At 35.0% G+C, this 26,496-nt stretch carries 20 protein-coding genes and 1 pseudogene; 17 read left to right on the forward strand and 4 right to left on the reverse strand.

Features of this window, described 5'->3' with window-relative positions; genetic code table 11:
- Positions 1 to 299 precede the first annotated feature (299 nt).
- The 13 genes from AMQ68_RS15800 to AMQ68_RS15860 all read left to right on the forward strand — a co-directional run bounded on the left by AMQ68_RS15800 (position 300) and on the right by AMQ68_RS15860 (position 17,826).
- Complete coding sequence (locus AMQ68_RS15800) at positions 300 to 1,010, forward strand: hypothetical protein (protein WP_054511583.1); 711 nt, start codon at positions 300 to 302, stop codon at positions 1,008 to 1,010.
- A gap of 535 nt (positions 1,011 to 1,545) precedes the next feature.
- A complete protein-coding gene (gene rpoB, locus AMQ68_RS15805; RefSeq protein ID WP_054511584.1) occupies positions 1,546 to 5,367 on the forward strand; it encodes a DNA-directed RNA polymerase subunit beta in 3,822 nt (1,273 codons plus the stop codon).
- Positions 5,368 to 5,448: 81 nt separating this feature from the next.
- Positions 5,449 to 9,714, forward strand: a complete 4,266-nt coding sequence (gene rpoC / locus AMQ68_RS15810) for a DNA-directed RNA polymerase subunit beta' (protein ID WP_054511585.1) — start codon at positions 5,449 to 5,451, stop codon at positions 9,712 to 9,714.
- A gap of 85 nt (positions 9,715 to 9,799) precedes the next feature.
- The gene (locus tag AMQ68_RS15815; protein ID WP_054511586.1) at positions 9,800 to 10,108 is read left to right on the forward strand and encodes a DUF3467 domain-containing protein; all 309 of its coding nucleotides are present in this window, start codon (positions 9,800 to 9,802) and stop codon (positions 10,106 to 10,108) included.
- A gap of 464 nt (positions 10,109 to 10,572) precedes the next feature.
- Positions 10,573 to 10,989 carry a Crp/Fnr family transcriptional regulator gene (locus tag AMQ68_RS25660; protein WP_241775167.1) on the forward strand — a complete coding sequence of 139 codons (417 nt, stop codon included), beginning with the start codon at positions 10,573 to 10,575 and terminating at the stop codon, positions 10,987 to 10,989.
- Positions 10,990 to 11,106: 117 nt separating this feature from the next.
- Positions 11,107 to 11,949, forward strand: coding sequence for a DUF5777 family beta-barrel protein (locus AMQ68_RS15825; RefSeq protein WP_054511587.1), 843 nt, complete (start codon positions 11,107 to 11,109; stop codon positions 11,947 to 11,949).
- A gap of 1 nt (position 11,950) precedes the next feature.
- The gene (locus tag AMQ68_RS15830) at positions 11,951 to 12,301 is read left to right on the forward strand and encodes a cytochrome c (protein ID WP_071254866.1); all 351 of its coding nucleotides are present in this window, start codon (positions 11,951 to 11,953) and stop codon (positions 12,299 to 12,301) included.
- Positions 12,302 to 12,317: 16 nt separating this feature from the next.
- Positions 12,318 to 12,698, forward strand: a complete 381-nt coding sequence (locus AMQ68_RS25665; protein ID WP_241775150.1) for a hypothetical protein — start codon at positions 12,318 to 12,320, stop codon at positions 12,696 to 12,698.
- 230 nt (positions 12,699 to 12,928) lie between these two features.
- Entirely contained in the window at positions 12,929 to 13,456 is a 528-nt protein-coding gene (locus AMQ68_RS15840; protein ID WP_054511589.1) for an ankyrin repeat domain-containing protein, read from the forward strand.
- A 3-nt stretch (positions 13,457 to 13,459) separates the two neighbouring features.
- Complete coding sequence (locus tag AMQ68_RS15845) at positions 13,460 to 14,218, forward strand: T9SS type A sorting domain-containing protein (protein WP_054511590.1); 759 nt, start codon at positions 13,460 to 13,462, stop codon at positions 14,216 to 14,218.
- 124 nt (positions 14,219 to 14,342) lie between these two features.
- Positions 14,343 to 15,197 carry a GNAT family N-acetyltransferase gene (locus tag AMQ68_RS15850; protein ID WP_054511591.1) on the forward strand — a complete coding sequence of 285 codons (855 nt, stop codon included), beginning with the start codon at positions 14,343 to 14,345 and terminating at the stop codon, positions 15,195 to 15,197.
- A gap of 425 nt (positions 15,198 to 15,622) precedes the next feature.
- Positions 15,623 to 16,414 (forward strand): HisA/HisF-related TIM barrel protein, encoded by a 792-nt coding sequence (locus tag AMQ68_RS15855; RefSeq protein WP_054511592.1) that lies wholly within the window; start codon positions 15,623 to 15,625, stop codon positions 16,412 to 16,414.
- A gap of 128 nt (positions 16,415 to 16,542) precedes the next feature.
- The gene (locus AMQ68_RS15860; RefSeq protein ID WP_082384123.1) at positions 16,543 to 17,826 is read left to right on the forward strand and encodes an ectonucleotide pyrophosphatase/phosphodiesterase; all 1,284 of its coding nucleotides are present in this window, start codon (positions 16,543 to 16,545) and stop codon (positions 17,824 to 17,826) included.
- A 91-nt stretch (positions 17,827 to 17,917) separates the two neighbouring features.
- Here the strand turns inward: AMQ68_RS15860 and AMQ68_RS15865 are convergent, their stop codons facing one another.
- Positions 17,918 to 18,796, reverse strand: coding sequence for an NAD(P)H-binding protein (locus AMQ68_RS15865; protein ID WP_054511593.1), 879 nt, complete (start codon positions 18,794 to 18,796; stop codon positions 17,918 to 17,920).
- Positions 18,797 to 18,876: 80 nt separating this feature from the next.
- On the opposite strand from AMQ68_RS15865, the gene AMQ68_RS15870 reads away from it, so the two are divergent.
- Positions 18,877 to 19,245, forward strand: coding sequence for a helix-turn-helix domain-containing protein (locus AMQ68_RS15870; protein WP_054511594.1), 369 nt, complete (start codon positions 18,877 to 18,879; stop codon positions 19,243 to 19,245).
- Positions 19,246 to 19,711: 466 nt separating this feature from the next.
- On the opposite strand, the gene AMQ68_RS15880 is transcribed toward AMQ68_RS15870, so the two are convergent.
- A complete protein-coding gene (locus AMQ68_RS15880; RefSeq protein WP_054511596.1) occupies positions 19,712 to 20,764 on the reverse strand; it encodes an NAD(P)-dependent alcohol dehydrogenase in 1,053 nt (350 codons plus the stop codon).
- Between the two features lie 19 nt (positions 20,765 to 20,783).
- On the reverse strand, positions 20,784 to 21,188 hold the full coding sequence (locus tag AMQ68_RS15885) for a cupin domain-containing protein (RefSeq protein ID WP_054511597.1): 405 nt from the start codon (positions 21,186 to 21,188) through the stop codon (positions 20,784 to 20,786).
- A gap of 130 nt (positions 21,189 to 21,318) precedes the next feature.
- Between AMQ68_RS15885 and AMQ68_RS15890 the strand changes: the two genes are divergently transcribed.
- On the forward strand, positions 21,319 to 22,221 hold the full coding sequence (locus tag AMQ68_RS15890; RefSeq protein WP_054511854.1) for an AraC family transcriptional regulator: 903 nt from the start codon (positions 21,319 to 21,321) through the stop codon (positions 22,219 to 22,221).
- A 287-nt stretch (positions 22,222 to 22,508) separates the two neighbouring features.
- Positions 22,509 to 23,848 (forward strand): annotated as a pseudogene (locus AMQ68_RS15895) (carboxylesterase family protein).
- Positions 23,849 to 23,953: 105 nt separating this feature from the next.
- Here the strand turns inward: AMQ68_RS15895 and AMQ68_RS15900 are convergent.
- Complete coding sequence (locus tag AMQ68_RS15900) at positions 23,954 to 25,426, reverse strand: alpha-amylase (protein WP_054511598.1); 1,473 nt, start codon at positions 25,424 to 25,426, stop codon at positions 23,954 to 23,956.
- 193 nt (positions 25,427 to 25,619) lie between these two features.
- Here AMQ68_RS15900 and AMQ68_RS15905 point away from each other — a divergent pair, with 193 nt between their 5' ends.
- Complete coding sequence (locus tag AMQ68_RS15905) at positions 25,620 to 26,471, forward strand: GLPGLI family protein (RefSeq protein WP_241775153.1); 852 nt, start codon at positions 25,620 to 25,622, stop codon at positions 26,469 to 26,471.
- The last annotated feature ends 25 nt before the right edge of the window (positions 26,472 to 26,496 follow it).

Below are 26,496 nucleotides of genomic sequence, written 5' to 3' on the forward strand. Positions count from 1 at the left end.
GAAGTCTCAAAAAACGATAAAAAAAATCACCTTTTTATTTTTGTGCGTATTTGCATTTGTTTTTTTATTAAATAATCAATAATACGAATGGCATTATTTGCACAAATCCACTGTTCCAAAGTGGTGAAAATATTTAATTGCGGACGATCCCAATGATTGTGCAGCATTATTTAATATACCGATTTTCTACCAATTATTGTAATCATTTTGCTACTTTTGATTACGTTAACGGAGGTTTTTTTCACAGACTTACGTTAGCTGTAATTTCAAAGCAATAGACCGGATATATAATTGAAACTATGAATAATGAAAGTGTAATTGAAAATAATCTAGCGCTAAATAACTTATTAATAAATAAAGATATTAAAGTTTCATATGATTTTTCAAAGGATAATTTTTCCGCCGAATTTAAAGAATATATTAAAAATATGTTTTATGAAAGTTTTAATATAATTTACGATAAAAACATCGTTACCCAAAATCACATAAAAATAATTACCGTTTTAGAATCTTCGAAATATTTAGCAACAGAAGAAATTATAAGAAAAATATTGAATAAAATAGAGTACGGTCTTGAGCAATCCTATAATAATTTAGAATCTGTAAAAAATGTATTAAAATTTCCTGAAGTTGGCTATGAATATAAAGTCCAGCGAATTAATAATTCATTAGACTATTTAACTGAATACATATTGAATAACTTTGATAGTTTCGAAAATATTCATAATTATAAAGAAAAGATTATTGATTCGAGCTTGGATATTTGCGAAATAGTTTCAAAAAACAATCCAAAAAAAAATAATTTTCTCTATGCAACGAATGAGGTTTTAATAAAAAGATTACAAAAATTTAATAAATCAGAAATTCAAAACGAAAGATACACAGCACAATTAAAACTTATTAATAAGAAGAGAGAACAAATTAATATTGGATATAAAATTTCAATTATGATGTTTGTAATAGCTATTATTATAATCTTATTGAGAATTGGAAAATTTGCAACAGCGTAACTAGAGTCAATAACCAAGTTTTCGCTGGATTACAAAGCCAACAATGAAAACCTAACATCAAACTATAGATTAGAAGATAGATCTAAATCTCAAAAAAAAGATTATTATAAATTTCTTAATTGAGTGATTCTAATAAATTTTAACTCCTTCAAAATGAAGATGTTTTATTTGTAATTGTTAGTAAGTTTTTGTATCTTTGCCAACTCTTTTGGCGCTTATAATTGTTTGTAAATCTATAATATATTAAATATCAACTCTTTCGTGATAATGAAAGAGATTTTATGTATATAGATATTGCGATAATTTCTGCCTCAAAAAGTAAAATTTTAAAATATTTTGCATTACGCTGTGAAAAGATATACCAGCGTTGCAGTTAGAAATAAGAACATAAGAAATAAGAACATAGAATGAAAGACTTATTCTGATAGCGCCAAAAATCTTAAAAGTCTTTTACCCAGTGTTTTTTATCTTGTATCTGTTTCTGATATTTTTTGTATAAATCAAAATATTTTTTAACCCTTTCTTTAAAAGTTTTATGAGTAAAACAACATCAACAACTAGGGGGAATCAGAGAATTAATTTCTCTTCAGCGAAAGGAAAAATTATTACTCCAGACTTCTTGGATATCCAATTAGAGTCGTTTAAAGAGTTTTTCCAGCTTGATACGCTTCCTGAAGACAGAAAAAAAGAAGGTCTGCACAAGACTTTCCAAGAAAATTTCCCGATTACCGATTCTAGAAACCAATTCGTTTTGGAATTCTTAGATTATTTGGTAGATTCTCCACGTTATTCAATTAATGAGTGTGTAGAAAGAGGATTGACGTATTCAGTCCCTCTTAAAGCAAGACTTAAACTGTATTGTACAGACCCTGAGCACGAAGATTTCCAAACGGTAGTTCAGGATGTATACTTAGGGCCGGTTCCTTACATGACAGATAGTGGTTCTTTCATTATCAATGGTGCAGAGAGAGTTATTGTTACGCAGTTACACCGTTCACCTGGTGTATTCTTCGGACAGACTTATCACGCTAACGGAACTAAGCTTTACTATTCAAGAATTATCCCTTTCAAAGGATCTTGGATGGAATTTACTACGGATATCAACAGCGTAATGTATGCGTATATTGACCGTAAGAAAAAATTACCATTAACTACTTTATTAAGAGCTATCGGATTTGAATCTGATAAAGACATTCTTCAGATCTTCGACCTTGCGGAAGAAGTGAAGGTTTCTAAAGCTGCCCTTAAAAAAGTTGAAGGAAGAACATTGGCTGCGAGAGTATTGAACACTTGGTTCGAAGATTTCGTAGACGAAGATACAGGAGAGGTTGTTTCTATCGAAAGAAACGAAATCATCCTAGACAGAGAAACTATTCTTGAAAAAGAACACTTAGATCTTATTCTTGATGCAGGTGTGAAATCTATCTTGATTCACAAAGAAAATGCAAATGAATTCTCTATCATCCAGAATACATTACAGAAAGACCCTACGAACTCTGAAAAAGAAGCAGTAGAGTATATCTACCGTCAGTTAAGAAATGCAGATCCACCCGATGAGGAAACTGCAAGAGGAATTATTGAAAAATTATTCTTCTCTGAGCAAAGATATTCACTTGGTGAAGTAGGACGTTACAGATTGAACAAAAAGTTGAATCTTAATATCCCAACTACAACTGAGGTTCTTACAAAAGAAGATATCATTGCTATTGTAAGACACTTGATCGAATTGGTAAACTCTAAAGCGGAGGTTGATGATATTGACCACCTTTCTAACAGAAGAATTAAAACTGTTGGAGAGCAATTAGCAGGACAGTTCGGTGTAGGTCTTTCAAGAATCGCTAGAACAATTAAGGAAAGAATGAACGTTAGAGATAACGAGATATTTACTCCTCTGGATCTAGTAAATGCTAAGACATTAACATCAGTTATTAACTCATTCTTTGGTACCAACCAGCTTTCTCAGTTCATGGACCAAACCAACCCACTATCAGAGATCACGCACAAGCGTAGACTTTCTGCACTAGGGCCTGGTGGTTTATCAAGAGAAAGAGCAGGTTTCGAGGTGCGTGACGTTCACCATACTCACTACGGAAGAATTTGTCCTATTGAAACTCCGGAAGGACCAAACATTGGTTTGATCTCTTCTTTGGGTATCTATGCGAAAATTAATAACTTAGGTTTCATCGAAACTCCATATAGAAAAGTAAACGATAGTACAGTAGATCTTAATGCTGATCCTATTTATCTAAATGCAGAAGACGAAGAAGATAAAGTAATTGCTCAGGCAAACGTTGAGTTGAATGATCTGGGAGAATTCCAAACAGATAGAATTATTGCAAGACTAGATGGAGATTATCCGGTAGTTGAGCCTTCTCAGGTGAATCTTATTGACGTTGCACCAAACCAGATTTCTGGTATTTCAGCTTCATTGATTCCTTTCTTGGAACATGATGATGCGAACCGTGCGTTGATGGGATCTAACATGATGCGTCAGGCTGTTCCATTATTGAAACCACAGGCACCAATCGTAGGTACTGGTCTTGAGCAGCAAGTTGCGAAAGATTCAAGAATCTTGATCAATGCTGAAGGTAACGGTACTGTTGAATATGTAGATGCAGACAAGATTACGATTAAATATGAAAGAAGTGATGACGAAGATCTAGTATCTTTCGAATCTGCTACGAAAACATATAACTTAACTAAGTTTAGAAAAACTAACCAGAGTACAACCATTACACTAAGACCAAACGTAAGAATTGGTGAAACAGTGCAAAAAGGACAAGTACTTTGCGACGGTTATGCTACTGAAAAAGGAGAATTAGCTCTTGGTAGAAACTTAGTGGTTGCGTTCATGCCTTGGAAGGGTTACAACTTTGAGGATGCAATCGTAATTAACGAAAAAGTTGTACGTGAAGACTGGTTTACTTCAATCCACGTAGATGAGTATTCTCTAGAAGTTCGTGATACTAAATTAGGTATGGAAGAACTTACTGCAGATATTCCTAACGTTTCTGAAGAAGCTACAAAAGATCTTGACGAGAACGGGATGATCAGAATTGGGGCAGATGTGAAGCCTGGAGATATTATGATCGGTAAGATCACTCCAAAAGGTGAATCAGACCCAACTCCTGAAGAAAAATTACTAAGAGCAATCTTTGGTGACAAAGCTGGTGATGTTAAGGATGCTTCATTGAAAGCAGACTCTTCATTAAGAGGTGTTGTTATCAACAAAAAATTGTTCTCTAGAAATATTAAAGACAAAAAGAAAAGAACTGAAGAAAAACTTAAACTTGAAGAGATTGAAAACACTTACAAGGCTAAGTTTGATGAGTTAAGAAATACGTTAATTGAAAAATTAAATACACTTGTAAGCGGGAAAACTTCTCAAGGGGTTCAAAATGACCTTGATGAAGAGATCATCGGTAAAGGAGTGAAATTTACTCACAGATTATTAACTTCAGTTGAAGATTACGTAAACGTAAGCGGTGCAGATTGGACGGTAGATAACGATAAGAATGAATTGATTAAACAATTAATTCACAATTATAAAATCAAGTTCAACGATATCCAAGGGGTTAAAAACCGTGAGAAATTCGCAATTTCTATCGGAGATGAGCTTCCAGCAGGTATCATGAAGTTGGCTAAAGTATATATCGCTAAGAAACGTAAGTTGAATGTAGGGGATAAAATGGCAGGACGTCACGGTAACAAAGGTATCGTTTCAAGAATCGTTCGTGAAGAAGATATGCCATTCCTAGAAGACGGAACACCAGTAGATATCGTATTGAATCCACTAGGGGTACCTTCTCGTATGAACATCGGACAGATTTATGAAACAGTTCTTGGATGGGCTGGTCAGAAATTAGGAATGACGTTCGCTACACCAATCTTTGATGGAGCTACATTAGATCAAATTACTGAGTACACAGAAAAAGCAGGTCTTCCTAAATTTGGTAACACTCACCTTTATGATGGTGGTACCGGAGAAAGATTTACACAGCCGGCTACAGTAGGTATTATTTACATGCTGAAACTGGGTCACATGGTAGATGACAAGATGCACGCACGTTCTATCGGACCATACTCATTGATTACTCAACAGCCGTTAGGAGGTAAAGCTCAGTTCGGAGGTCAGAGATTCGGAGAGATGGAGGTTTGGGCTCTTGAAGCATTTGGAGCATCAAACATCTTGAGAGAAATCTTGACGGTGAAGTCGGATGACGTGATTGGTAGAGCAAAAACTTATGAAGCGATTGCGAAAGGAGAAGCAATGCCTGAACCAGGTATTCCAGAATCTTTCAACGTATTACTTCACGAGTTACAAGGACTTGGACTTGATGTAAGACTTGAGGAATAATTTTAAATTTTGAAGAATGAATTTTGAATCAGTTCAGAATTTATAACCCAAAATTTATATCCAAAATCTAAAATCTAAAAAATGTCAAATAAAAATAAATCAAGTAGATTTAATAAAATAACCATCGGTTTAGCTTCTCCGGAATCCATTTTACAGGATTCTAGAGGGGAGGTTCTAAAACCGGAAACTATTAACTACAGAACGCATAAACCTGAAAGAGATGGTTTGTTCTGTGAAAAAATCTTCGGTCCTATTAAGGATTACGAATGTGCTTGTGGTAAATACAAGAGAATTCGTTACAAAGGGATCGTTTGTGACCGTTGTGGAGTAGAAGTTACAGAAAAGAAAGTAAGAAGAGAGAGAATCGGGCACATCAACCTTGTTGTTCCTATCGCTCACATCTGGTATTTCCGTTCTTTACCAAACAAAATCGGTTACCTTTTAGGGATACCTTCTAAGAAATTAGATATGATCATCTATTACGAGAGATATGTTGTTATTCAACAAGGTATCGCTAAGAAATTAGATGGTTCTGATTTTGATGATAAAGAATTCCTTACAGAAGAAGAATACCTTGATATCATGGAAACTCTTCCTGTAGAAAATCAATATCTTGATGATTCTGATCCAAACAAATTCATTGCTAAAATGGGTGCTGAAGCGGTTGAAGAATTATTAAGAAGAATTGATCTTGATGCTTTGTCTTTCGACTTGAGACACAAAGCTCACAACGAAGGTTCTAAACAAAGAAGAACTGAAGCCCTGAAAAGATTGAACGTTGTAGAAGCATTGAGAGGTGCTAACACTAGAATGATCAATAGACCAGAGTGGATGATCATGCGTGTACTTCCTGTTATTCCACCAGAATTAAGACCATTAGTTCCATTGGATGGAGGACGTTTCGCTACTTCCGACTTAAATGACCTTTACAGAAGAGTTATTATCAGAAACAACCGTTTGAAGAGATTATTGGAGATCAAAGCTCCTGAAGTAATCTTGAGAAACGAGAAGCGTATGCTTCAGGAATCAGTAGATTCATTATTCGATAATACAAGAAAATCTTCTGCAGTAAAATCTGAATCAAACAGACCATTGAAATCACTTTCAGATTCATTGAAAGGTAAGCAAGGTCGTTTCCGTCAGAACTTACTAGGGAAAAGGGTAGATTACTCTGCACGTTCAGTAATTGTTGTAGGTCCAAACTTACAGCTTCACGAATGTGGTATTCCAAAAGATATGGCTGCGGAATTATACAAACCATTTATCATTAGAAAACTAATTGAAAGAGGGATTGTAAAAACAGTAAAATCTGCAAAGAGAATTATTGACAGAAAAGAACCAGTAGTTTATGATATCCTTGAAAACGTGATGAAAGGTCACCCTGTTCTATTGAACAGAGCACCTACGCTTCACAGACTAGGTATCCAGGCTTTCCAACCTAAGATGATCGAAGGTAAGGCAATCCAACTACACCCGTTAGTAACAACGGCCTTCAATGCCGATTTCGATGGTGACCAGATGGCGGTACATTTACCGTTAGGCCCTGAAGCAATCCTTGAAGCTCAGTTATTGATGTTAGGTTCTCAAAATATCTTGAACCCTGCAAATGGTTCTCCAATTACGGTACCTTCTCAAGACATGGTTCTTGGTCTATATTTCATGACTAAAGAATTAAGCTCTACAGAAGATAAGAAAGTTTTAGGAGAAGGTCTTGCATTTTATTCTCCTGAAGAAGCAGAAATTGCTTACGCAGAAGGAAAAGTATCTTTAAATGCTAAAGTAAGATGTAGACTACCTGTTAAAGAAAACGGTGAGATTTCAACAAAATTAATTGAAACTTCTGTTGGTAGAATTTTATTCAACCAAATCGTTCCTAAACAGTCAGGATATATTAATGAACTTCTTACAAAGAAATCATTAAGAAACGTTATCGGTAGAGTCCTTGATGATACAGATTTCCCTACAACGGTGAAGTTCTTGGATGCAATGAAAGACTTAGGGTATTCAAATGCATTTAAAGGAGGTCTTTCATTCTCATTAGGAGACATCGTGGTTCCTGTTGAGAAGAAAGCAATGGTTGCTACTGCAATTTCTACTGTAGATGAAATTAGAGCCAACTATAACATGGGTCTAATTACAGATACAGAACGTTATAACCAGGTAATTGACGTTTGGACTAATACCAACGCCGGATTAACTGAAATGATCATGAGCAGAATGAAAACCGACCAAGGTGGGTTCAACTCTGTATATATGATGCTTGATTCTGGGGCGAGGGGTTCTAAAGAACAGATCCGTCAGTTATCAGGGATGAGAGGTTTGATGGCAAAACCGCAGAAAGCCGGTTCTACTGGTGCGGAGATTATCGAAAACCCGATTCTTGCAAACTTTAAGGAAGGTCTTTCGATCCTAGAATACTTTATCTCTACTCACGGTGCTCGTAAGGGTCTTGCGGATACCGCATTGAAGACTGCCGATGCGGGTTACTTAACGAGAAGATTGGTAGACGTTGCTCAGGATGTTATCATTACTGAAGCAGACTGTGGTACTTTAAGAGGTACTGAAGTTACTGCATTAAAGAAAAATGATGAGATTGTTGAAAAGATTTCTGAAAGAATTTTAGGTAGAGTTTCTCTTCATAATATTTATGACCCTGAAAGTGATGAGCTTATTGCTGAAGCAGATCAGGTGATTAATGAAACACTGGCTAAGAGAATTGAGCAAGCTGGATTAGAAGCAGTTGAAGTTCGTTCTCCATTAACTTGTGAAACTAAGAAAGGAATCTGTGCTAAATGTTACGGAAGAAACTTAGCAACAGGTAAAGTGATCCACATGGGTGAAGCAGTAGGTGTAATTGGTGCACAATCTATTGGGGAGCCAGGTACTCAGTTAACACTGAGAACTTTCCACCAAGGGGGTGTATCTACGAACGTTTCTGAAAACCCATCAATTGTGGCTAGAAGAGACGGTATCGTTGAAATGGATGATGTAAGAACAATTACATCTGAAGATGAGCACGGTAATACTGCGGAAGTAGTAGTGTCTCGTACAACAGAATTTAGATTGGTTGCAGATAACGAATCTAAAACTCCATTGATGATTGCTAACGTACCTTATGGATCTCAATTAGCAGTTAAAGCTGGTGATAGAGTGAAAAAAGGAGATCTTATTGCAAAATGGGATCCGTACAACGCGGTAATTATTGCAGAAACTGCCGGTAAGGTAGAGTATGAAGATATTATCCAAGGTATTTCATTCCAATTGGAAATTGACGAACAAACAGGATTTGAAGAGAAAGTAATCTCTGAATCTAGAAATAAGAAAGCCGTACCTACATTGAAGGTGGTAGATTCTAAAGGAGTTGAGCAGAAAGCATACAACTTACCGGTAGGAGCCCACTTAATTGTAAACGATGGTGAAAAAATTAAGGCTGGTAAAGTCTTAATCAAGATCCCAAGAAAATCTGCAAAAGCAGGGGATATCACCGGAGGTCTTCCAAGAGTTACCGAATTATTCGAAGCAAGAAACCCTTCAAACCCAGCGGTTGTTACAGAGATCGATGGTGTAGTTTCTTACGGAAAAATCAAAAGAGGTAACCGTGAACTTATTGTTGAGGCAAAAACTGGAGAAAGAAAAATCTACTTAGTTAAATTATCTAACCAGATCTTGGTTCAGGAAAATGACTTCGTAAGAGCAGGTTCTCCACTTTCTGACGGTTCTATTACACCAGACGATATCTTAAGAATCAAAGGTCCAACGGCGGTTCAGGAATATCTAGTAAATGAAATTCAGGAAGTTTACCGTCTACAAGGGGTGAAAATTGATGATAAGCACTTCGAAATTATCGTAAGACAGATGATGACGAAAGTATCTATCGTTGATGGAGGTGATACTCAATTCCTTGAAGGAGCGTTAGAGCACAAATTTGATTTCTTAGAAGAAAACAACAGAGTATTCGGTCTTAAAGTAGTAACAGAAGCTGGTGATTCTAAAGAATTCAAGCCAGGTCAGATGATTACTGCAAGAGAATTAAGAGACGAAAATTCTAAATTGAAGCGTGAAGATCAGGCTTTAGTTGAAGTAAGAGAAGCTTTACCAGCTACAGCAACGCCTGTATTGCAAGGTATTACAAGAGCGGCTCTTCAAACTAAGTCATTCATGTCTGCAGCATCATTCCAGGAAACAACTAAGGTTCTTAACGAGGCAGCAGTTGCTGGTAAGGTAGATTACTTAACAGGTCTTAAAGAAAACGTAATTGTAGGACACAGAATCCCTGCAGGTACGGGTCTTAAAGAGTATCAGAATGTTATCGTAGGTTCTAAAAAAGAATTCGAAGATATTAACTAAAAAGTGAAGAAAAGTTTCAGGATTCAAGTTTAAATTTTAAATTAGAGGCCTGAAACTTTTTAAACAAAAAATATTTAAAGAAAACATGGACAATCAAAATCAAAATCAAGATCCAAACAACATCAACATCCAACTTAACGAAATGGTAGCTTCAGGGGTATATTGTAACCTTGCTCTAGTAAACCATTCTCCATCTGAGTTTGTTGTAGATTTTATCCAATTAATGCCGGGTGTTCAACAAGCTAACGTGCGTTCAAGAGTTATTCTTGCTCCACTTCATGCTAAGAGAGTATTAGCTGCTCTTCAACAAAACATCACTAACTACGAGCAACAATTCGGAGAGATAAAAGAAGTTGAGCCTTTCGTATTAGGTGGAAACAACGTACAAGCGTAAGATTTTCTTAACATACATAAGAATGCCCCAATTTATTGGGGCATTCTTTATTGTGATATATTCAATTCAAATTCTCTATCCTGTATTCAAAAATTCAAATTCCATAAGTAGATTATTCATTTAAATACTTTCAAATTCATCGGTTATAGTTAATTAATTTATAAATATTAAAAATTTATCCTAAGGATTATTCAATTGTATATATTTGCTGATAAATTTTATATAATGGATGTGATAAATAATCAGTTTATTCTTAATAAGTTTGGGTTTCTGGGTGCTGATTTTTCAAGTGAAATCCAAAAAAACGCAATTATAACTACGATAAAGGCGAAAACAGAAATTGTTCGGGAAGGGCAAAAAATAAATATGTTCCTTTCTTAATAAAAGGGTCTATAAAAGTTTTTTCCTTAAATGATGGTAGAGAACTGATTTACTATTACATAAGACCTAATGACAGCTGTTTGATGACTTTTTCATCTATTTTTGGCGATTATGTGAGCAGGATCTACGCAGTAGCTGAAGAAGAATCAGAAGTTTTGCTGGTGCCCGTTTCTGTGGTGCATGACTGGCTGATTAAATTTCCGGAGATCAACAGATTATTTTATAGCGAGTATGATAAACGTTTTTCTGATGTCATGAATATGGTGAATGAAGCGGTTTTTCATAGGTTGGACAGAAGAGTGTTAAGCTATATTAAACAACAGATTTCGATTACAGGAAATCATCCGATAAAACTAACCCACCGAGAAATCGCAAGTAATTTAGGAACTTCAAGAGAAGTGGTAAGCAGGGTTTTGAAGAAAATTGAAAATGAAGGAGAAATCTCTCAGACCAAAGAAGGAATCAAAATACCTGTAAATGAAAATGTTAGTCAAATCTAATAAATAATGTTTTAATACTGTGATTGATAAAAACTATTTAGTCGGTGACTTTTATCACACACTTTTGAATTCATAACTCTATAAGTTTGTCATATTAATATTTATTAAAAATTTTATATGACAAAAACTCTATTATTTTTGTCGATACTTTCATCAAGTCTTGCCTTCTCGCAGGAAGATTTGCTGAAAGATATTGACACTATCAAAACAAACACAGACACTTCACAGCCTGCTTTCAAAGGCTTACAGATTGTTACTGCACAATCTACCAAACTTACCGCCAAAAATGAATGGTACATGGTGGTGGCCCATCGCTTTGGAGACATCAGCACAGGTTTTAAAAACTTCTTTGGTCTTGATGAAGCTTCTACCAAACTGGGAGCTATTTATGGGGTTACAGACGGTCTTTCTTTGAGCTTTTCAAGAGAAACAAACGGGAAAACTTTTGAACTGGGAGCTAAATACAGTCTTTTAAAACAGAACGACAAATTTCCAGTAGATATTGTGGGTTATAATGTGGTAGCACTGAATACGTCCCTAGATAAAGACAGTTATCCACACCTTCAGTTCAGCGACAGACTTTCTTATCTTACTCAGGCTTTGATCTCAAGAAGATTTAATGATAAACTTTCTTTACAGGTAACGCCTTCTTATGTTCACAAAAATCTTTATGAACCGAAAATTGAAGATAAAAATCAGTTCTTAACAGGGCTGGGAGGGAGATACAAAATTTCTAAAAGGATTTCTATCAACGCAGAATATTTTGTGAACTTCGATAATCACAGTTTTTATAAAAATCCTTTATCATTGGGGATGGATATTGAAACTGGCGGACACGTTTTCCAACTTGTATTCAGTAATTCTCAGCTTAATTCAGACATTGGATACCTTACAAACGCAGCCGGAAAATGGGAAAAAGGACAAATTTTCTTTGGGTTTAACCTTTATAGAGTTTTTTAATATGAAAAAGATACTATACTTACTATCATCAGCGGTTGTATTAATGGCTTGTGAAAGCAAAACCTATGAAGAAATTTCAGATAACACTCCCATTACAGAGGTTGTAAAATATGAAACAGATGTAAAGCCTATTATTGAAACCAATTGTATTGGATGTCATTCCCCCGGAGGTCCCGCAGCCAGTAAACCACTAACAAGTTATAATCTGGTAAAGGCGAATATAGACAATATCATAGACAGAATACAACGACCGATAGGTGCTGCCGGAAGAATGCCTCCAGGTACATCATTATCACAAACCCAGATTAATTTTTTTATTAAATGGAAAGCAGACGGTCTTACAGAAAATTAAAACAAAAAGTTGGAATATGAAAAATGTAGTATTAATTGTTGCATCGTTGCTGTGTAGTAACCTTGCATGGGCTCAGAAATACAGTTCGAAAACAGGGCAGGTAAGCTTTGAAGCATCGGTTCCGTTGTTTGAAGATATTAGTGCGAAGGATAATAATAATTTGGTTATTCTGAATGCTGATACGGGGGAGATAGCTTCTGTTTCTATGGTGAAGAACTATAAATTTACTGTGAAGTTGATGGAAGAGCATTTCAATGAAAATTATGCAGAATCAGCAAAGTATCCTAAAGCAACTTTTACAGGAAAGCTGGCTAATTTTGATAAAGCTAAACTTACAGCATCACCACAAAAATACTACAGGGAACTTAATTTCATGGGAAACTCAGTAATATACTAGGTTCTCATAGACAGCATACAAAAATATACATTACAAGGGAAACTTAATTTTCATGGGGTAGATAAAGCGGTTACTTCATCAGCAACGCTATATGCTAAGGATGGTAAGATCTATATGCAAGGAGGTTTTGTAGCCAGACCTGCAGATCATAATGTAACCATTCCTAAAATGGTCTCTAAAAAAGTAGCAGAAAATGTGAATGTTAAGTATGACTATATTCTTTCAAAATAATGAAAAAGTTACTCTTAATACTCAATATTTTCTTAGGGTTTTCGCTAGCGCTAGCTCAGGAAAAAGCAAAATCGATTTTTGATATTGCGAGAAATGGGACTGTGGCTGAGGTTAAAGAATTGATGAAGAAAGACCCCAACAGCATCAATGAAACCAATGAAAGTGGTTTTTCTCCCCTTATTTTGGCTTGCTACAGAGGAAACACAGAAGTGGCGAAATTTTTAATGGATCATGTAAAAGATCTTAATTATAAAAGTCAGGAAGGAACAGCATTGGCCGGACTTTCGGTAAAGTACAATAAAGATTTAGTAACGTATTTATTAAGCAAAAATGCAGATCCTAATATTGCAGATGCTACAGGATCTACACCTCTTTTCTGGGCAGTAAAATTTGGTAATAAAGAATTAATAGAATTATTGGTAAAATATAAAGCCGATAAATCTAAAAAAGATTCAATGGGAATGACTCCTTTTGAATATGCTTTACAAACAAACAACAAAGAAATCATTAACCTCTTAAAAAATTAATATATGAAAAAAGTTTTACTCACACTAAGTTTAGCTCTTGCAAGCACTGTAGGAGCACAGTTTTCCTCTGGTACCGTAAGTTTGGGGTCCACTGGGATGACGGTAAAGTTGGATACTTCTTCAACCTTAGCAACGATAACACTTACGGGTGCTGATACTTCCTATTTAGGAATTGGCTTCGGAAATGTAGGCTCAGGAATGTCAGCCGGAGCAGACGGATTTATCTATAATTCTACCACCAACAGAGATTATACTTTTGGAGGAATTGGAGTAACGCCTACAGCAGATGCAGCCCAAGACTGGACTCAAACTTCAAATACCACTGCAGGAGGAATAAGAACTGTAGTTGCCACAAGATCTTTATCAGGAGGAGCGGGAGATACGGCTATCGCAAACGCTGCAGGAAGTGTGAATATCTTTTTTGCTAAAGGACCCGGAACTGCTTTATCAAGTGGTTATCATGGAGGAGGAAATAGAGGATATGCTACACTAAGCATGACGGGAACATTAGGAACTAATGATCTGTTAGCTGAAAATAAAAAAGTTGTTCTCTATCCAAATCCTGCAAAAGAAACCGTGAATTTCAAAAATGCTGATAAAATAAAATCTATTGATATCTATGAAGCAACAGGAAGAAAGGTAAAATCTTTGCAGATAAACGGAGAAAATATCAATGTTTCTGATCTGCAATCCGGAAGCTATTATTTTGAAGTTAAATTAAAAGATGGAAGTGTATCTTACCAGAAATTAATTAAAGAATAAGTAAAAAAAGCATAATGTTTTTTGAATACCTCTAGATTTTAGAGGTATTTTTATTGGGTAAAAATTGAAATACGATTGATATATTTTCTTGTCAATCGTATTTCTGATTCATAAAATAATATACATGGAATGTAAAAACCTTGAAAGTATTGATCTAGAGGAACTTTTATCAGTATTTAATACTTCATTTTCTGATTATCTGATCCCTTTTCATTTAACCTTAGAGCAGCTCAAATCAAAAATAGAAACTGAAAAAATAGAGATGAGCCTTTCGGTGGGAGGCTTCGAAGCAGGGCAGCTGGTCAGTTTTATCCTTCATGCTGAAAAAATAGAGAACGGAAAACGGATGGTATATAATGCCGGAACAGGAGTCGTTCAGGAGTATCGCGGGCAAAGATTAGTGAGAAGAATGTATGATCATATTCTTCCGGTGCTAAAAGATAGAAAGACGGATGTTCTGATGCTTGAAGTTCTTGAAGAAAATAAGATTGCCATCAGAGCGTATACCAATTTAGGATTTACTATTTCCCGAAAATTACTTTGCTTCAAAGGAAATATTGAGTCTTCAGAAAAGGATGCTGGTGTTCTTGTAATGGAAATTGAAAATATTGAATGGGATACATTCAAATCTTTCTGGGATATCGAACCCTCATGGCAAAATTCTGTTATTGTGCTGGAACAGATGCGTAAAGGTTGTCTAATTCTTGGTGCTTATCAGGCAGATGGATTGGTGGGATATGCTATTTATAATCCTACAACCAAAAAGATACATCAAATAGCTGTTGATCAAAACTATAGAAGAAAGGGCATTGCTACCAAGCTTTTTGAGGTAATAAACCAGAAGGTTGAAGGGCAACCCATATCCATCAATAATGTAGATGATTCTTCTGAAAGTAGCCATGCCTTTCTAACCAAAATAGGCCTTGAAAACTGGATATCACAATTTGAGATGGTGCATCACCTCCAGCCTTTGGTATAAAATTGATTATTGTAGCAAGCCTTTGATAATCATTACGGTAACGCTCAATTTATAATTTTCTAAGATTAAATAAAAATTTGCAATGCTTCTGGACACTCATTTTAGTGTGCAGAACTTGTTGTGTTATAATAGTTCTAATCAAACTCTAATGTTAGCTTAACCGAATTCTAATCCTATTTGAATTTGGCTTTAATGTAAAGCAAATAACTTTGAGTTTATAAGGATAATCTATTAATTTAAAATCAAATGATGAAATGACATCGTTCATTTGACAACAATTATTAATTACTCTTCATCTATTGAGAGATTCACCAGACAATAATATCCCCAATTTGGGTAGGATTATATTTAAATTCTGGAGGTGTATGTAGCCATGCATTCAGCAATATAGTATCAGAAAAAAATAATTTTAGTTATATTAAATTATGAAATTTAGACCCTGTATTAATGTATTTAGAGGGAAGGTTGTTCACACCATAGAAACTTCTCTACGTGGAGGAAAAGAAAAAGCCTTTATAAAACATTTTGAAAGTGAATATACGGCTGCCGATTATGCGAGATTATTCAAACATGATAAGTTGAAAAATGCACATATTCTCTCTTTAGGATCAGGCAATGATGAGGTAATATTAAAAGCATTAGGAATGCTTAATGATGGAATGAAATATGGAGGAGGGGTTACCGCCGAAAATGCCGCTGTTTATCTGGATGCTGGCGCTAGCCACATTATCGTTAGTTCCCATGTTTTTAATGGCAGGGGGATTAATTTTGCGAATCTTAAGTCGTTGGTGAAAAAGGTGGGTAAAGATAAGGTCGTGCTTGATATAAGCTATAGAAAAAAAGGTAAGGATTACCATATGGTCACTCATACTTGGGGCGAACCTGTATCTGTAAAAATAGACCAGGCCTCTCTTTTAAATTTAGCGACTTATTGTGATGAAATAATTGTTCATCGATTCAGGTCCGAGAAATGTGGTAACAAATTGGAATTTGATCTGATCAAAATATTGGGGGAAGATCTTCCCGTAAAAATGATATATGCAGATGAGATTAGCTCCATTTCCGATCTTAATATCATTAAAGATTTAGGCAACGGAAGAATTGATTTTTGTATTGGTACAGACATGAGTATCTATGGAGGGCCTATTTCGTATCAAGAGCTAACAGAATGGAATCAAAATAATGAAGAGTTGAATATAAATTCAATTGAAGTATAGGATAAAAAAGAGGTTGAATTTATTAAATGACGAATTATTTTTATGGGCGAATAGCTTTTAATGTTTTTTTAACTCAGGAAACTTTTCTGTAAGAAGTACAGGCTGTAACTTTGCTAAAAATTTTTATAATGAAGCGAGGATTACATTTTTTAATGCTTTTGATGTCATTAACGGTGGTTGCTCAAAAAGCGCCTGTTGATACTGCTCAAATCGTTATTCCTAATAGGTATAATACAGTTGAAGCACAAACAAAACCATATGTGATTATGATCTCTACAGACGGTTTTCGATATGATTATGCTAAAAAGTATAATGCTGAAAATCTTTTAAAATATTCAAATGAAGGCGTTCAGGCAAAGGCAATGATCCCGAGTTATCCGAGCATTACTTTTCCGAATCACTGGAGTTTGATTACCGGATTATATCCTGCTCACCACGGCTTGGTAGATAACTTTTTTTACGATTATAAAAGAAAGGAATCGTATGCCATGAGCGATAAGAAAAATGCAGAAGACGGAAGTTGGTATGGTGGAACGCCGCTTTGGGGATTGGCTGAAAAACAGGGAATGATCTCAGCTTCTTTAATGTGGGTTGGGTCTGCAAGTGATGCAGGAGGAAAAAGACCGACTTATTATTATCCGTATCACGAAAAATTTACGCCTTCTGAAAAAGTGGAAAAAGTGGTTAATTGGTTAAAATTACCGATGGATAAAAGGCCACATTTTATTTCATTATACTTTCCTGAAGTGGATGGAAGCGGACATCACTTTGGACCAGAAGCTAAAGAAACGGAAGATGCTGTGCATTTAATTGATAAAGCCATTGGGGAATTGGTTCAAAAGGTTAATGATTTAGGGTTGAAAAACGTCAACTTCGTCTTTGTTTCAGATCATGGAATGATTAAAGTAGATGGAGGAACGCCACTTGAAATTCCTGCGTTACTTTTTGATAAAAATAGATTTGACTTTTATAATTCTCAAACCTTATTGAGAGTGGTTGTAAAAAATCCTTCTGAAGTAAAAGCTGTTTATAAAGAATTGAACGCTCATAAAACAGATGATTACGAAGTTTATTTAGATAAAAAGTTACCTAAATACCTTCATTTTGGAAGTAAAGATGATCAATACAACAGAATCGGACAAATACTTTTAATTCCAAAAGCTCCGAAGATATTTTTAGAGAAAGGGAAGAAAACATCAGTTGGAAAACATGGATATAATCCAAGGCTTGTTCCTGAAATGAAAGCAACTTTCTTTGCTTGGGGACCCGAATTTAAAAGCAATGTTGTAATTGATGAATTTTCAAACGTAAATGTTTATCCATTAGTGGCTGAAATTTTAGGATTAAAAATTACCCAGCCGATTGATGGAAAATTCAAAGTATTGAAAGAGACTTTGGAAGATAAAAAGTAATTTTTGGATTAATTTTTAATATATAAACAATTTTCGGCGAGCCAAAGGCTCGCCGAAAATTGTTTGTAAAAATGACATAGGAAAATAATCACTAGAATTTTAATGCAAACTCTTTTGCAAACTCCTCCAGCTTAATCTCTCCTTCAACAGGCGAACCATGCTCAAGAAAATCTTTTTGAACAACCCCCGTTCTTAGCCCTCTTCCCATTTCAGTATATAATTCAGCCATTTCCTGAGGAAGTCCGGCTTGTAGCATTCCGTTTAAAGAATCTTCATCTTTAAATTCAACCCAAGGCAATTCTGGTTTTCCGATAGCAGCACCGAAAACTTTGGCAAAATCAGATGCTGGACGCACATCACTTATAATATATTTTATGTTTTTACCTTCATAATCTTTTACTAATTCTTCTGCAGCAGCCTTCGCAATATCAATCGGATGAACTAATGGGACACTTGAACTTTCAGGATAATTTGCCCCAATAATTCCTGCATTTTGAATTAACGGAATATCATTAAAGAAATTGATGTAGAAATATCCTGCTCTCAAGAAAGTTACATTGGTATTTTCTAAATCGGAGTATAATTTTTCAATATGGTGGAGTCCTTTTATCGGGCCTGTTTCAACAGGAGATTCAGCACCGATGCTGCTGAGCATAACTACTTTTTTAACGCCTGTTTTTGAAATAGCTTCAGCATAATTTTTTCCTACATTAATGGTGTTTTCAACAATATTTACTCCACCCATGTTGGGAGGCGTCATCAAAAATACGGCATCTGCATTTTCAAAAGATGTAACTAAGAAATCTACATCTGTAATAGAACCGATGGCTGCTTTTGCTCCTAAAGATTCTATTTCACTTTTTTTAGATTCATTACTGCTGATTACAGTGATATCGTGACCTTCTGCAATAAGTTGTTGAGCTAATGGTTTCGCTACATTTCCTAACGAACCTGTGATAATAATTTTCATATGTAATATTTTTTTATTTCTGATAACAAAGGTATATTTGTACTTACTTTTATACAAGTACTTACCCTAAAGTATGTATCATGACAGCGATTAAAGAAACCTCTACGATTCAGCAGAATAAAAAATATGCATTAGACAAATGCCCTGTTGCCTATGTGATGGAAAAGATTGGGGGCCATTGGAAACCGATTATTTTATATCAACTCTCGAACGGTGACAAAAGATACAGTGTCTTAAAGCGTGCGATTCCGGCTGTAACAGAAAAAGTACTCATTCAGCATCTTAAACAATTGGAAGCAGACGGCTTGGTGATCAGAATTGCAAAACCTGTAGTTCCTCCTCATGTTACCTATGAATTGAGTAAAGCGGGTAAAGGATTAATTCCTGTTATCCATCAAATGGCAGAGTGGGCGTTTAAAGATATGGATGGTGAATATAAAAGTGAATAATTGAATAGAAAGAATTATCAACAATCTTCAAACCCATTAATACCCCATCAATAGGAATGGGCTTTAGCCCATTTTCAAAATTGAAACCATCACATTTGGCTTTAGCCAAAACTTAAGATAGAATTGTATTTCTTAAATGAAATGCCTTTGTTTCTCTTTAAAACATAATTCATTAAAAAAAACTTTTTCTTCCTTTGCGATAAATAAGAAATTTAACCGCAAAAGAAGCAAAAGCTATTTGAATATTATATCATTAAAAGATCAAAGTTCTCAAAAGAATAATATTTCGACTCCGCTCAATATGCAAAGATTTTTAAAAACTTATGTGTTCTTATTAGCAGCATAAATGGTAATCTTAAAATAAACAAATATGTCAATCTTTTGTACCTTTTGTGGTTGAAATGAAAAGTTTAAACAAAAAAGACTCCCAAAAATGAGAGTCTTAATTAAATTATATATCAAGAAATTACAAAGATTTCATATCAATCACGAAACGGTATCTCACGTCGCTTTTCAACATTCTTTCGTATGCTCCGTTGATGTCTTGCATATTGATCATTTCAATTTCAGATACAATATTGTGCTCACCACAGAAATCAAGCATTTCCTGAGTTTCAGCAATACCACCAATTACAGAACCTGCTACAGATTTTCTTCCTAAAATCATTGGAACAGTATTTAAAATAGGTTCCAGACCGCCTAAATATCCAACCAAAACAAGCGTTCCGCTGATATTTAAAGTGGTAACATAAGGATTAACATCGTGTACATAAGGAACAGTATCGATAATCACATCAAATTTTCCTTTTACAGAATCCATTTGAGAATCATCAGTAGAAATGACAACATGATCAGCGCCTAATTGTTTAGCATCTTCCGTTTTACCTGGAGTTCTAGAGAATAAAGTAACTTCTGCACCTAAACCTTTTGCCAGTTTAATAGCCATGTGACCTAATCCTCCAAGACCTACAACAGCCACTTTAGAACCCGGACCCACGTTCCAGTGCTTTAATGGAGACCAAGTCGTGATTCCTGCACAAAGAAGAGGAGCAACGGCTGCAAGATCTAAGTTTTCAGGTACTTTTAAAACATGATTAGCATCTACAACCACTTTTTGAGAATATCCTCCGAAAGTGTGACCTCCCAAATGTTTGTCTTTTCCGTTATAGGTTCCTGTGAAACCGTTTAAACAATATTGTTCAAGATCTTGCTTACAACTGTCGCAATGTCCGCAAGAATCTACGATACATCCTACACCTGCTAAATCACCTACTTTAAATTTAGAAACATCGCTTCCTACTTTTGTAATTCTTCCTACAATTTCGTGTCCCGGAACTGCCGGATACATGGTGCCGCCCCAGTCGTTTCTTGCGGTATGAAGGTCAGAGTGACAAACGCCACAATATAGAATATCAATTTCTACATCGTTGGGTGTTGTATCTCTTCTTTCAATATTCATTTCTTTTAAATCTGCCGTCGTAGACTCTGCTGCGAAAGCTTTTACTGTAAATGTGCTCATTTGATTTTTTTATTTAGTTTTATAAGTTGTTGTATTCTTCGTCAGTTACCGGTTCCATCCATTCTACAATCCCATTTTGAGTATTAGGATTGATGGCGATATGGGTGAATTCACTATCAGGACCAGCTCCGTGCCAATGAACGATATGAGGAGGTATATTCACAACATCTCCCGCTTTTAAAACTTGAGCAGGTTTTCCTTTTTCCTGATAAAATCCCGTTCCTGAGGTTACGATTAAGATCTGTCCACCGCCATGAGAATGCCAGTTATTTCTACAGCGCGGTTCGAAAATTACATTCCCGATCTGGCAGTTAAGTTCATCTGCGTTGGGCTTTAAAATTTGTACCCAAGCGGTTCCTCCTGAAAAATATTCAGAGGGTGCCTTTTCTCCCTTAGGAAAAATAGAAGTATTAAATGTTTCCATAACAGTGCAAAAGTCGATACTTTTAAAAGAACAATACTTATATAAATTACTGAATGATGTACCAATTTTACCGACAATCTAAAAGGTACGAAAGAAAGTGGTAATTTTGAATAAGATTAAAATGAAATTCATGGAAAATCAAGAAGTTGAAATTTATAATAGCGTTTCGGAATATAATAAAATGGCGAATCAGGAAACCTTACATCCAATGGTAAGTGTGATAGATTTTTCAAAATCTGATCCTATTAGCCAGCACAAAAGAACATTTGGTTTTTATACCGTTTTTTTGAAGGATGTAATGTGTGGAGATATGTTGTACGGTAAAAACAGTTACGATTATCAGGAAGGAACTTTAGTTTTCATTGCTCCTGGCCAGACGTATGGAATTTACAATAAAGGAAAACAAATTCAGCCGGCAGGTTTTGCTTTACTATTTCATCCAGATCTTATTAAAGGAACCAATTTAGGGAAGAATATAAAGGAGTACTCATTTTTTTCTTACGATGTTCACGAAGCATTACACCTTTCTGAAAAGGAAAGAGAAATCATTTTAGAATGTTTTAAAAATATCAAATTAGAGCTCGACCAGTCGATTGATAAACACAGTAAGTCTTTAATTGTTAATAATATTGAACTATTTTTAAATTACTGTATGCGTTTCTATGACCGTCAGTTTATCACGAGAGATCATATTAATCAGGGAGTTATTGGGAAGTTTGAAAATCTTTTGGATGACTATTTACTATCTGATAAGCCTAAGAATCTGGGTTTCCCGATGGTAAATTATTTCGCAGAGCAGCTTAATCTTTCGGCAAACTACTTCGGAGATATTATTAAAAAAGAATTGGGAATTTCTGCTCAGGAGTTTATCCATAATAAATTAATTGATGTCGCTAAAAAACAAATTTTCAATCCTGAAAAATCCATTAGTGAAATCTCTTATGATCTTGGGTTTAAATATCCACAGCACTTCACGCGATTATTCAAAACTAAAGTTGGGGTTTCTCCAACTGAATATAAAACGTTGAATTAAGTTTTTTTAAACACTTATAGCACTAATATTTTCACAAATAACACGAATCTACAATCTATAATTTAAAACTTTGCGCTCTTAGCTAAGTGAAACGCCTTTGCGAACGAAAAATATTTTCAAACATTTCAAAAAAACTTTGCGTCCTTTGCGTTAAAAATAAAATTCTCATTAGTGAAAATTAGTGTTAAAAATCTGTGTCATTTGTGTTTAAACAAAAAACAAAATTTGTAAATTGTAGTTGAAAAACAGCTTAAAGTCTATTGCTTACTGCTTAAAGCCCAAATCAAATGACAACACAACAAAATATCGGCACCCATACCTTTCATTCCTCTTTTGGGAAAATTTTAGCCCTAAAAGAAAATGGTATTTTAAAAGCGAAAAGTATTCGTTACGCCCATTCTGAAAGGTTTCAAAAACCGGTTCCTGAAAAACCGTCATCTTCGGAACTCGTTTTTCTGGATAGAACGCCTGTTTGTCCGCAAAATATCAGTCCGTTATTAGAAAAAATGATTGGGAAAATAGATCTTGATCTTTTTGAGGTGGAAGAATCTACGCAATATCTATCCATTTACCGTCCTGAAAATACCATTCAGAATGAAAAATTACCTGTTGTCGTCTGGATTCATGGTGGATCTTATGAAATAGGCTGTGGAGATGTCTCAACCGCTGATCCTACCGATTGGGTGAAAGAACAAAATATTATTGTGGTTACGGTTTCCTACCGATTGGGATTTTTCGGTTTCTTGGGGGAAGTGAAAAAAGACCTGCTAATTTAGGGTTGTTTGATATTATTGAAGCGTTGAAATGGATAAAAATATACATTAATGATTTCGGTGGAGATCCTGAAAATATTACCCTTTTGGGACAGTCTTCCGGTGGAGATGCAATTGCCCACCTGATGATTTCTGATGGCGTGGAAAATTTATTTCAAAGAGTAATTATTCAAAGCGCTCCGTTGGGGCTTCGAAATAACCGGCAAAAAATGCTCACTGAATTTTTAGCAAAAACAGAACAGTTTACAGCTGAAACAGATCTTTTAGAAATTGTGGAAAACTATAAAAATTTTGTCCCATCCTTTTTCAAATACGGATTAAAAGCGGCCATGCCTTTCGGGGCTCAATATGGTTTTCCTCCTTTATGTAGTGAAGAGGAATCTATAGAAAAATGGAAACAAAGTGCCAAAAAATATGATGTTTTAATAGGCTTAAATGAAGATGAGACCTCATTTTACATAAAAGCTTCAGACTCGATGAACAAGTACCTTAATCTGGGTTTTGGTAAAAAGATCATCAGTAAAACCATTCGGGCAACAACAGAAATTATTTATGGAAAGCCCACTCAGTCTTTTGCTGAAAACTTTGCGGAAGCTGGGGGAAATATTTATCTATTCAGAATTCATTCCCGATTGATCAATAATTTTTTTGGGGCGGCGCATGCATTTGATCTTCCTCTCTTGTTTGGAAATGAAAATGCCTGGAAATCTTCAGGATTATTAAAAGATGTTCTCTGGAAATATATTCATGAGAACGGACAAATACTGAGAGCTCTTTGGGCAGGATTTGCCCGCAACGGAAATGTTTCAGAATCCTCTGAAATGCCTTCTATGCTGGAACTCCGAAAAATTTAGTTTTGAATTTAAACACGAATAACACAAATTATTTTCACAAATAACACTAATTTTATTTGTGAATATTAGTGCTTAAAATAGTAGTACTATTCGTGTTTAAGTATTTTATTCAGGAATCCAAACACTCACATTCCCCGCCGGAACAGGAAAATTCCCGAATCCATTTTCATCAATGGTTACTTTCTCTTCAAATCTTCCGAGAACATCGTAAAAATTTTGTCCAATATATTTTTCACCCATTTCCATCGGTTTGCTGTAGGCTTCCTTATTGCTCACAACTACCGCACAACCTTGATGTTCATCATCCCCTTCACGAACCCAACCCAGACAATTGGCATCTTCAAAATAATCTTTTTGAATACCGTAAGCATTATTTTTTCGGGCTTTTAACAATTCTTCAATACCATCAATTTTATTCAAAAATATTTCCTGATCATTTCCTTCTTTATCTTTATCGATGTAATGAGCACCAAATAAATCGGGATAAAAAATACAGGGATATCCGTTTTCTCTCAACAAGATTAAAGCATAGGCGAGAGGTTTGAACCATTCATCAACGGGAGCTTCCAAATCCTGTAAAGGCTGTGTGTCATGATTATCAACAAGACTTACAGAATGCAGCGGATCAGCTTGGGTAAGCGTTTCATCAAAGATTCTTCTCAAATCGTAATCTCCACCTTCTTTGGATGCAGTGTGAAAATTATTTTGCAATGAGCTGTCGAATAAACTCATGGCGCCTTCTGTAACTTCAATATATTTTTGAAGCAACGCTAAATATCCGGGAGCCCAATATTCACCCACCGCAAAGATGTTTTTCCCGGAATTGGAGCGGAGTAGGGTGAGCCATTCTTTATAAAAATCAAAAGAAATATGTTTTAAGGCGTCTAGTCGTACGCCATCGAAATCAGTTTGATCAAAATACCATTTTGCCCAATGGTTGAGCTCTTCACGAACATGAGGATTACGATGCTCAATATCATTATACATCAGGTAATCGTAATTTCCTTTTTCATCATCAATCATTTCTTCCCAGTCGTTTCCGTATTCAGACTGTATTTTGAAAATATGAGAATCCATTCCTTCAGCATAATCTACACCGCTGAAACAGGTAAAGTTCCATTCAAAATCAGAATACTTTTTCCTTCTTCCCGGAAATGTAAATTTGGTATATGATTCTATTTCAATAACATCAGAAATTATTTTTTCCCTGTTGTTTTCATCCACTTTTACGGCTTTGAATTTTTCCAATTCATCACCACCGGCTTTATGTCCCAAGACAATATCAACAATAATCTGGATATTTTGTTTTTTTAAAGCTTTAATCGCTTTTGTATATTCGTCCTTCGTTCCGTATTTTGTTTTGGTAGTGCCTTTCTGATCAAATTCACCTAAATCAAAAAGATCATAGGCGTCATAACCGACCGAATAGCCGCCGTTTGTGCCTTTATAAGCGGGAGGAAGCCAAACAGATGTAATTCCTAATTCAGATAAATAGTTCGCTTGTTTCTCTGCTTCTTTCCATAGTTTTCCGTCTCCTTCAGAGTACCAGTGAAAAAATTGAATAATCGTTTGGTTCATGTATTATAATTTGGTTTATACAATGTAGTGAAAATATAAAGATTGCAAGAGGAGTGAGGGGTCTCATTTTTTTAAAGATTAAAAAAGTATTAAACTATGACGGTTTATTTGTATTTCCATTGTTTAATTTGTAATTTATTTGCTTCAATTATGATGAATTGGAATTTAATGTGTTATTTATTTAATTATTACAATGATGAAAAAAGTTAGTTTATTTTTAATAGTATTGATGTGTTTATGGTCTCAAGCTCAAAATTACAAAGTGATATATCAGGTCAATTGGAAGCCATCTGTTGAAAAAGATTCCATTATGACTGATTTGGCGGTGCTAGCCATTAATAATCGACATTCCTATTTTACAGGGTACGACAATTTTAGAAATGATTCTTTGAAATCAAAAATAGTCACCGAATTTTTTAATGGAAACGGGCAAGGAAATTTACGTTTTCCAGACCCTGCAAAATTGTCCAGATTTAATAAAACAATTATTAAAAATATAGCTTCTGATAGCACTATACAAGAAGAAAAATACCATGTGAGCACTTTTCAAATCGTAAGCACGTGCAAGCTAAAATGGAAAATGGAGAAAGAAACAAAAACAATTTTAGGATTTGTATGTAAAAAAGCGAGTCTTGATTTTGGAGGACGAAAATGGACTGCCTGGTATGCTGAAAGCATTCCTATTTCTGATGGTCCCTATAAATTTCACGGTTTACCAGGGCTGATCTTATCCATTAACGATGAAAAGAAAGAATATAGCTTTGAAATCAAAGGAATAACAAAAGAAATAAATGATGTTGGATATAGGAATTTCGGAATGCCAAACCCTGTTAAGTTATCACCTAGTAAATGGGAAACCTTTTATGCTCGATACAAAGATCAACCTTCCGTTATTTTTGAAAATTTAAATACTGAACATACAACGTATGTCATTAATGGAAAAGATATTGATAGGAATGAAAAAATAGCCTATAATCTGAAAGAGAAAAAATATTTACTTGAAAATAATAATATGATAGAGCTCATAAGCGACTGTAAAAAATAATAAAAATTAGAGCGGTCACTTTTGA

Origin of the sequence: Chryseobacterium sp. ERMR1:04 (assembly GCF_001297705.1) — a bacterium.
GTDB lineage: Bacteria > Bacteroidota > Bacteroidia > Flavobacteriales > Weeksellaceae > Chryseobacterium.

Excerpts from the sequence above, each read along its gene's own strand:
- AMQ68_RS15845 (WP_054511590.1), top strand. The coding sequence starts at position 13,460 with ATGAAAAAAGTTTTACTCACACTAAGTTTAGCTCTTGCAAGCACTGTA.
- AMQ68_RS15800 (WP_054511583.1), top strand. The coding sequence starts at position 300 with ATGAATAATGAAAGTGTAATTGAAAATAATCTAGCGCTAAATAACTTA.
- AMQ68_RS15890 (WP_054511854.1), top strand. The coding sequence starts at position 21,319 with ATGGAAAATCAAGAAGTTGAAATTTATAATAGCGTTTCGGAATATAAT.
- AMQ68_RS15905 (WP_241775153.1), top strand. The coding sequence starts at position 25,620 with ATGATGAAAAAAGTTAGTTTATTTTTAATAGTATTGATGTGTTTATGG.
- AMQ68_RS15900 (WP_054511598.1), bottom strand. The coding sequence starts at position 25,426 with ATGAACCAAACGATTATTCAATTTTTTCACTGGTACTCTGAAGGAGAC.
- AMQ68_RS15850 (WP_054511591.1), top strand. The coding sequence starts at position 14,343 with ATGGAATGTAAAAACCTTGAAAGTATTGATCTAGAGGAACTTTTATCA.
- rpoC (WP_054511585.1), top strand. The coding sequence starts at position 5,449 with ATGTCAAATAAAAATAAATCAAGTAGATTTAATAAAATAACCATCGGT.
- AMQ68_RS15870 (WP_054511594.1), top strand. The coding sequence starts at position 18,877 with ATGACAGCGATTAAAGAAACCTCTACGATTCAGCAGAATAAAAAATAT.
- AMQ68_RS15840 (WP_054511589.1), top strand. The coding sequence starts at position 12,929 with ATGAAAAAGTTACTCTTAATACTCAATATTTTCTTAGGGTTTTCGCTA.
- AMQ68_RS15855 (WP_054511592.1), top strand. The coding sequence starts at position 15,623 with ATGAAATTTAGACCCTGTATTAATGTATTTAGAGGGAAGGTTGTTCAC.
- AMQ68_RS15880 (WP_054511596.1), bottom strand. The coding sequence starts at position 20,764 with ATGAGCACATTTACAGTAAAAGCTTTCGCAGCAGAGTCTACGACGGCA.
- AMQ68_RS25660 (WP_241775167.1), top strand. The coding sequence starts at position 10,573 with ATGACTTTTTCATCTATTTTTGGCGATTATGTGAGCAGGATCTACGCA.
- rpoB (WP_054511584.1), top strand. The coding sequence starts at position 1,546 with ATGAGTAAAACAACATCAACAACTAGGGGGAATCAGAGAATTAATTTC.
- AMQ68_RS15825 (WP_054511587.1), top strand. The coding sequence starts at position 11,107 with ATGACAAAAACTCTATTATTTTTGTCGATACTTTCATCAAGTCTTGCC.
- AMQ68_RS15815 (WP_054511586.1), top strand. The coding sequence starts at position 9,800 with ATGGACAATCAAAATCAAAATCAAGATCCAAACAACATCAACATCCAA.
- AMQ68_RS15860 (WP_082384123.1), top strand. The coding sequence starts at position 16,543 with ATGAAGCGAGGATTACATTTTTTAATGCTTTTGATGTCATTAACGGTG.
- AMQ68_RS15885 (WP_054511597.1), bottom strand. The coding sequence starts at position 21,188 with ATGGAAACATTTAATACTTCTATTTTTCCTAAGGGAGAAAAGGCACCC.
- AMQ68_RS15865 (WP_054511593.1), bottom strand. The coding sequence starts at position 18,796 with ATGAAAATTATTATCACAGGTTCGTTAGGAAATGTAGCGAAACCATTA.
- AMQ68_RS15830 (WP_071254866.1), top strand. The coding sequence starts at position 11,951 with ATGAAAAAGATACTATACTTACTATCATCAGCGGTTGTATTAATGGCT.
- AMQ68_RS25665 (WP_241775150.1), top strand. The coding sequence starts at position 12,318 with ATGAAAAATGTAGTATTAATTGTTGCATCGTTGCTGTGTAGTAACCTT.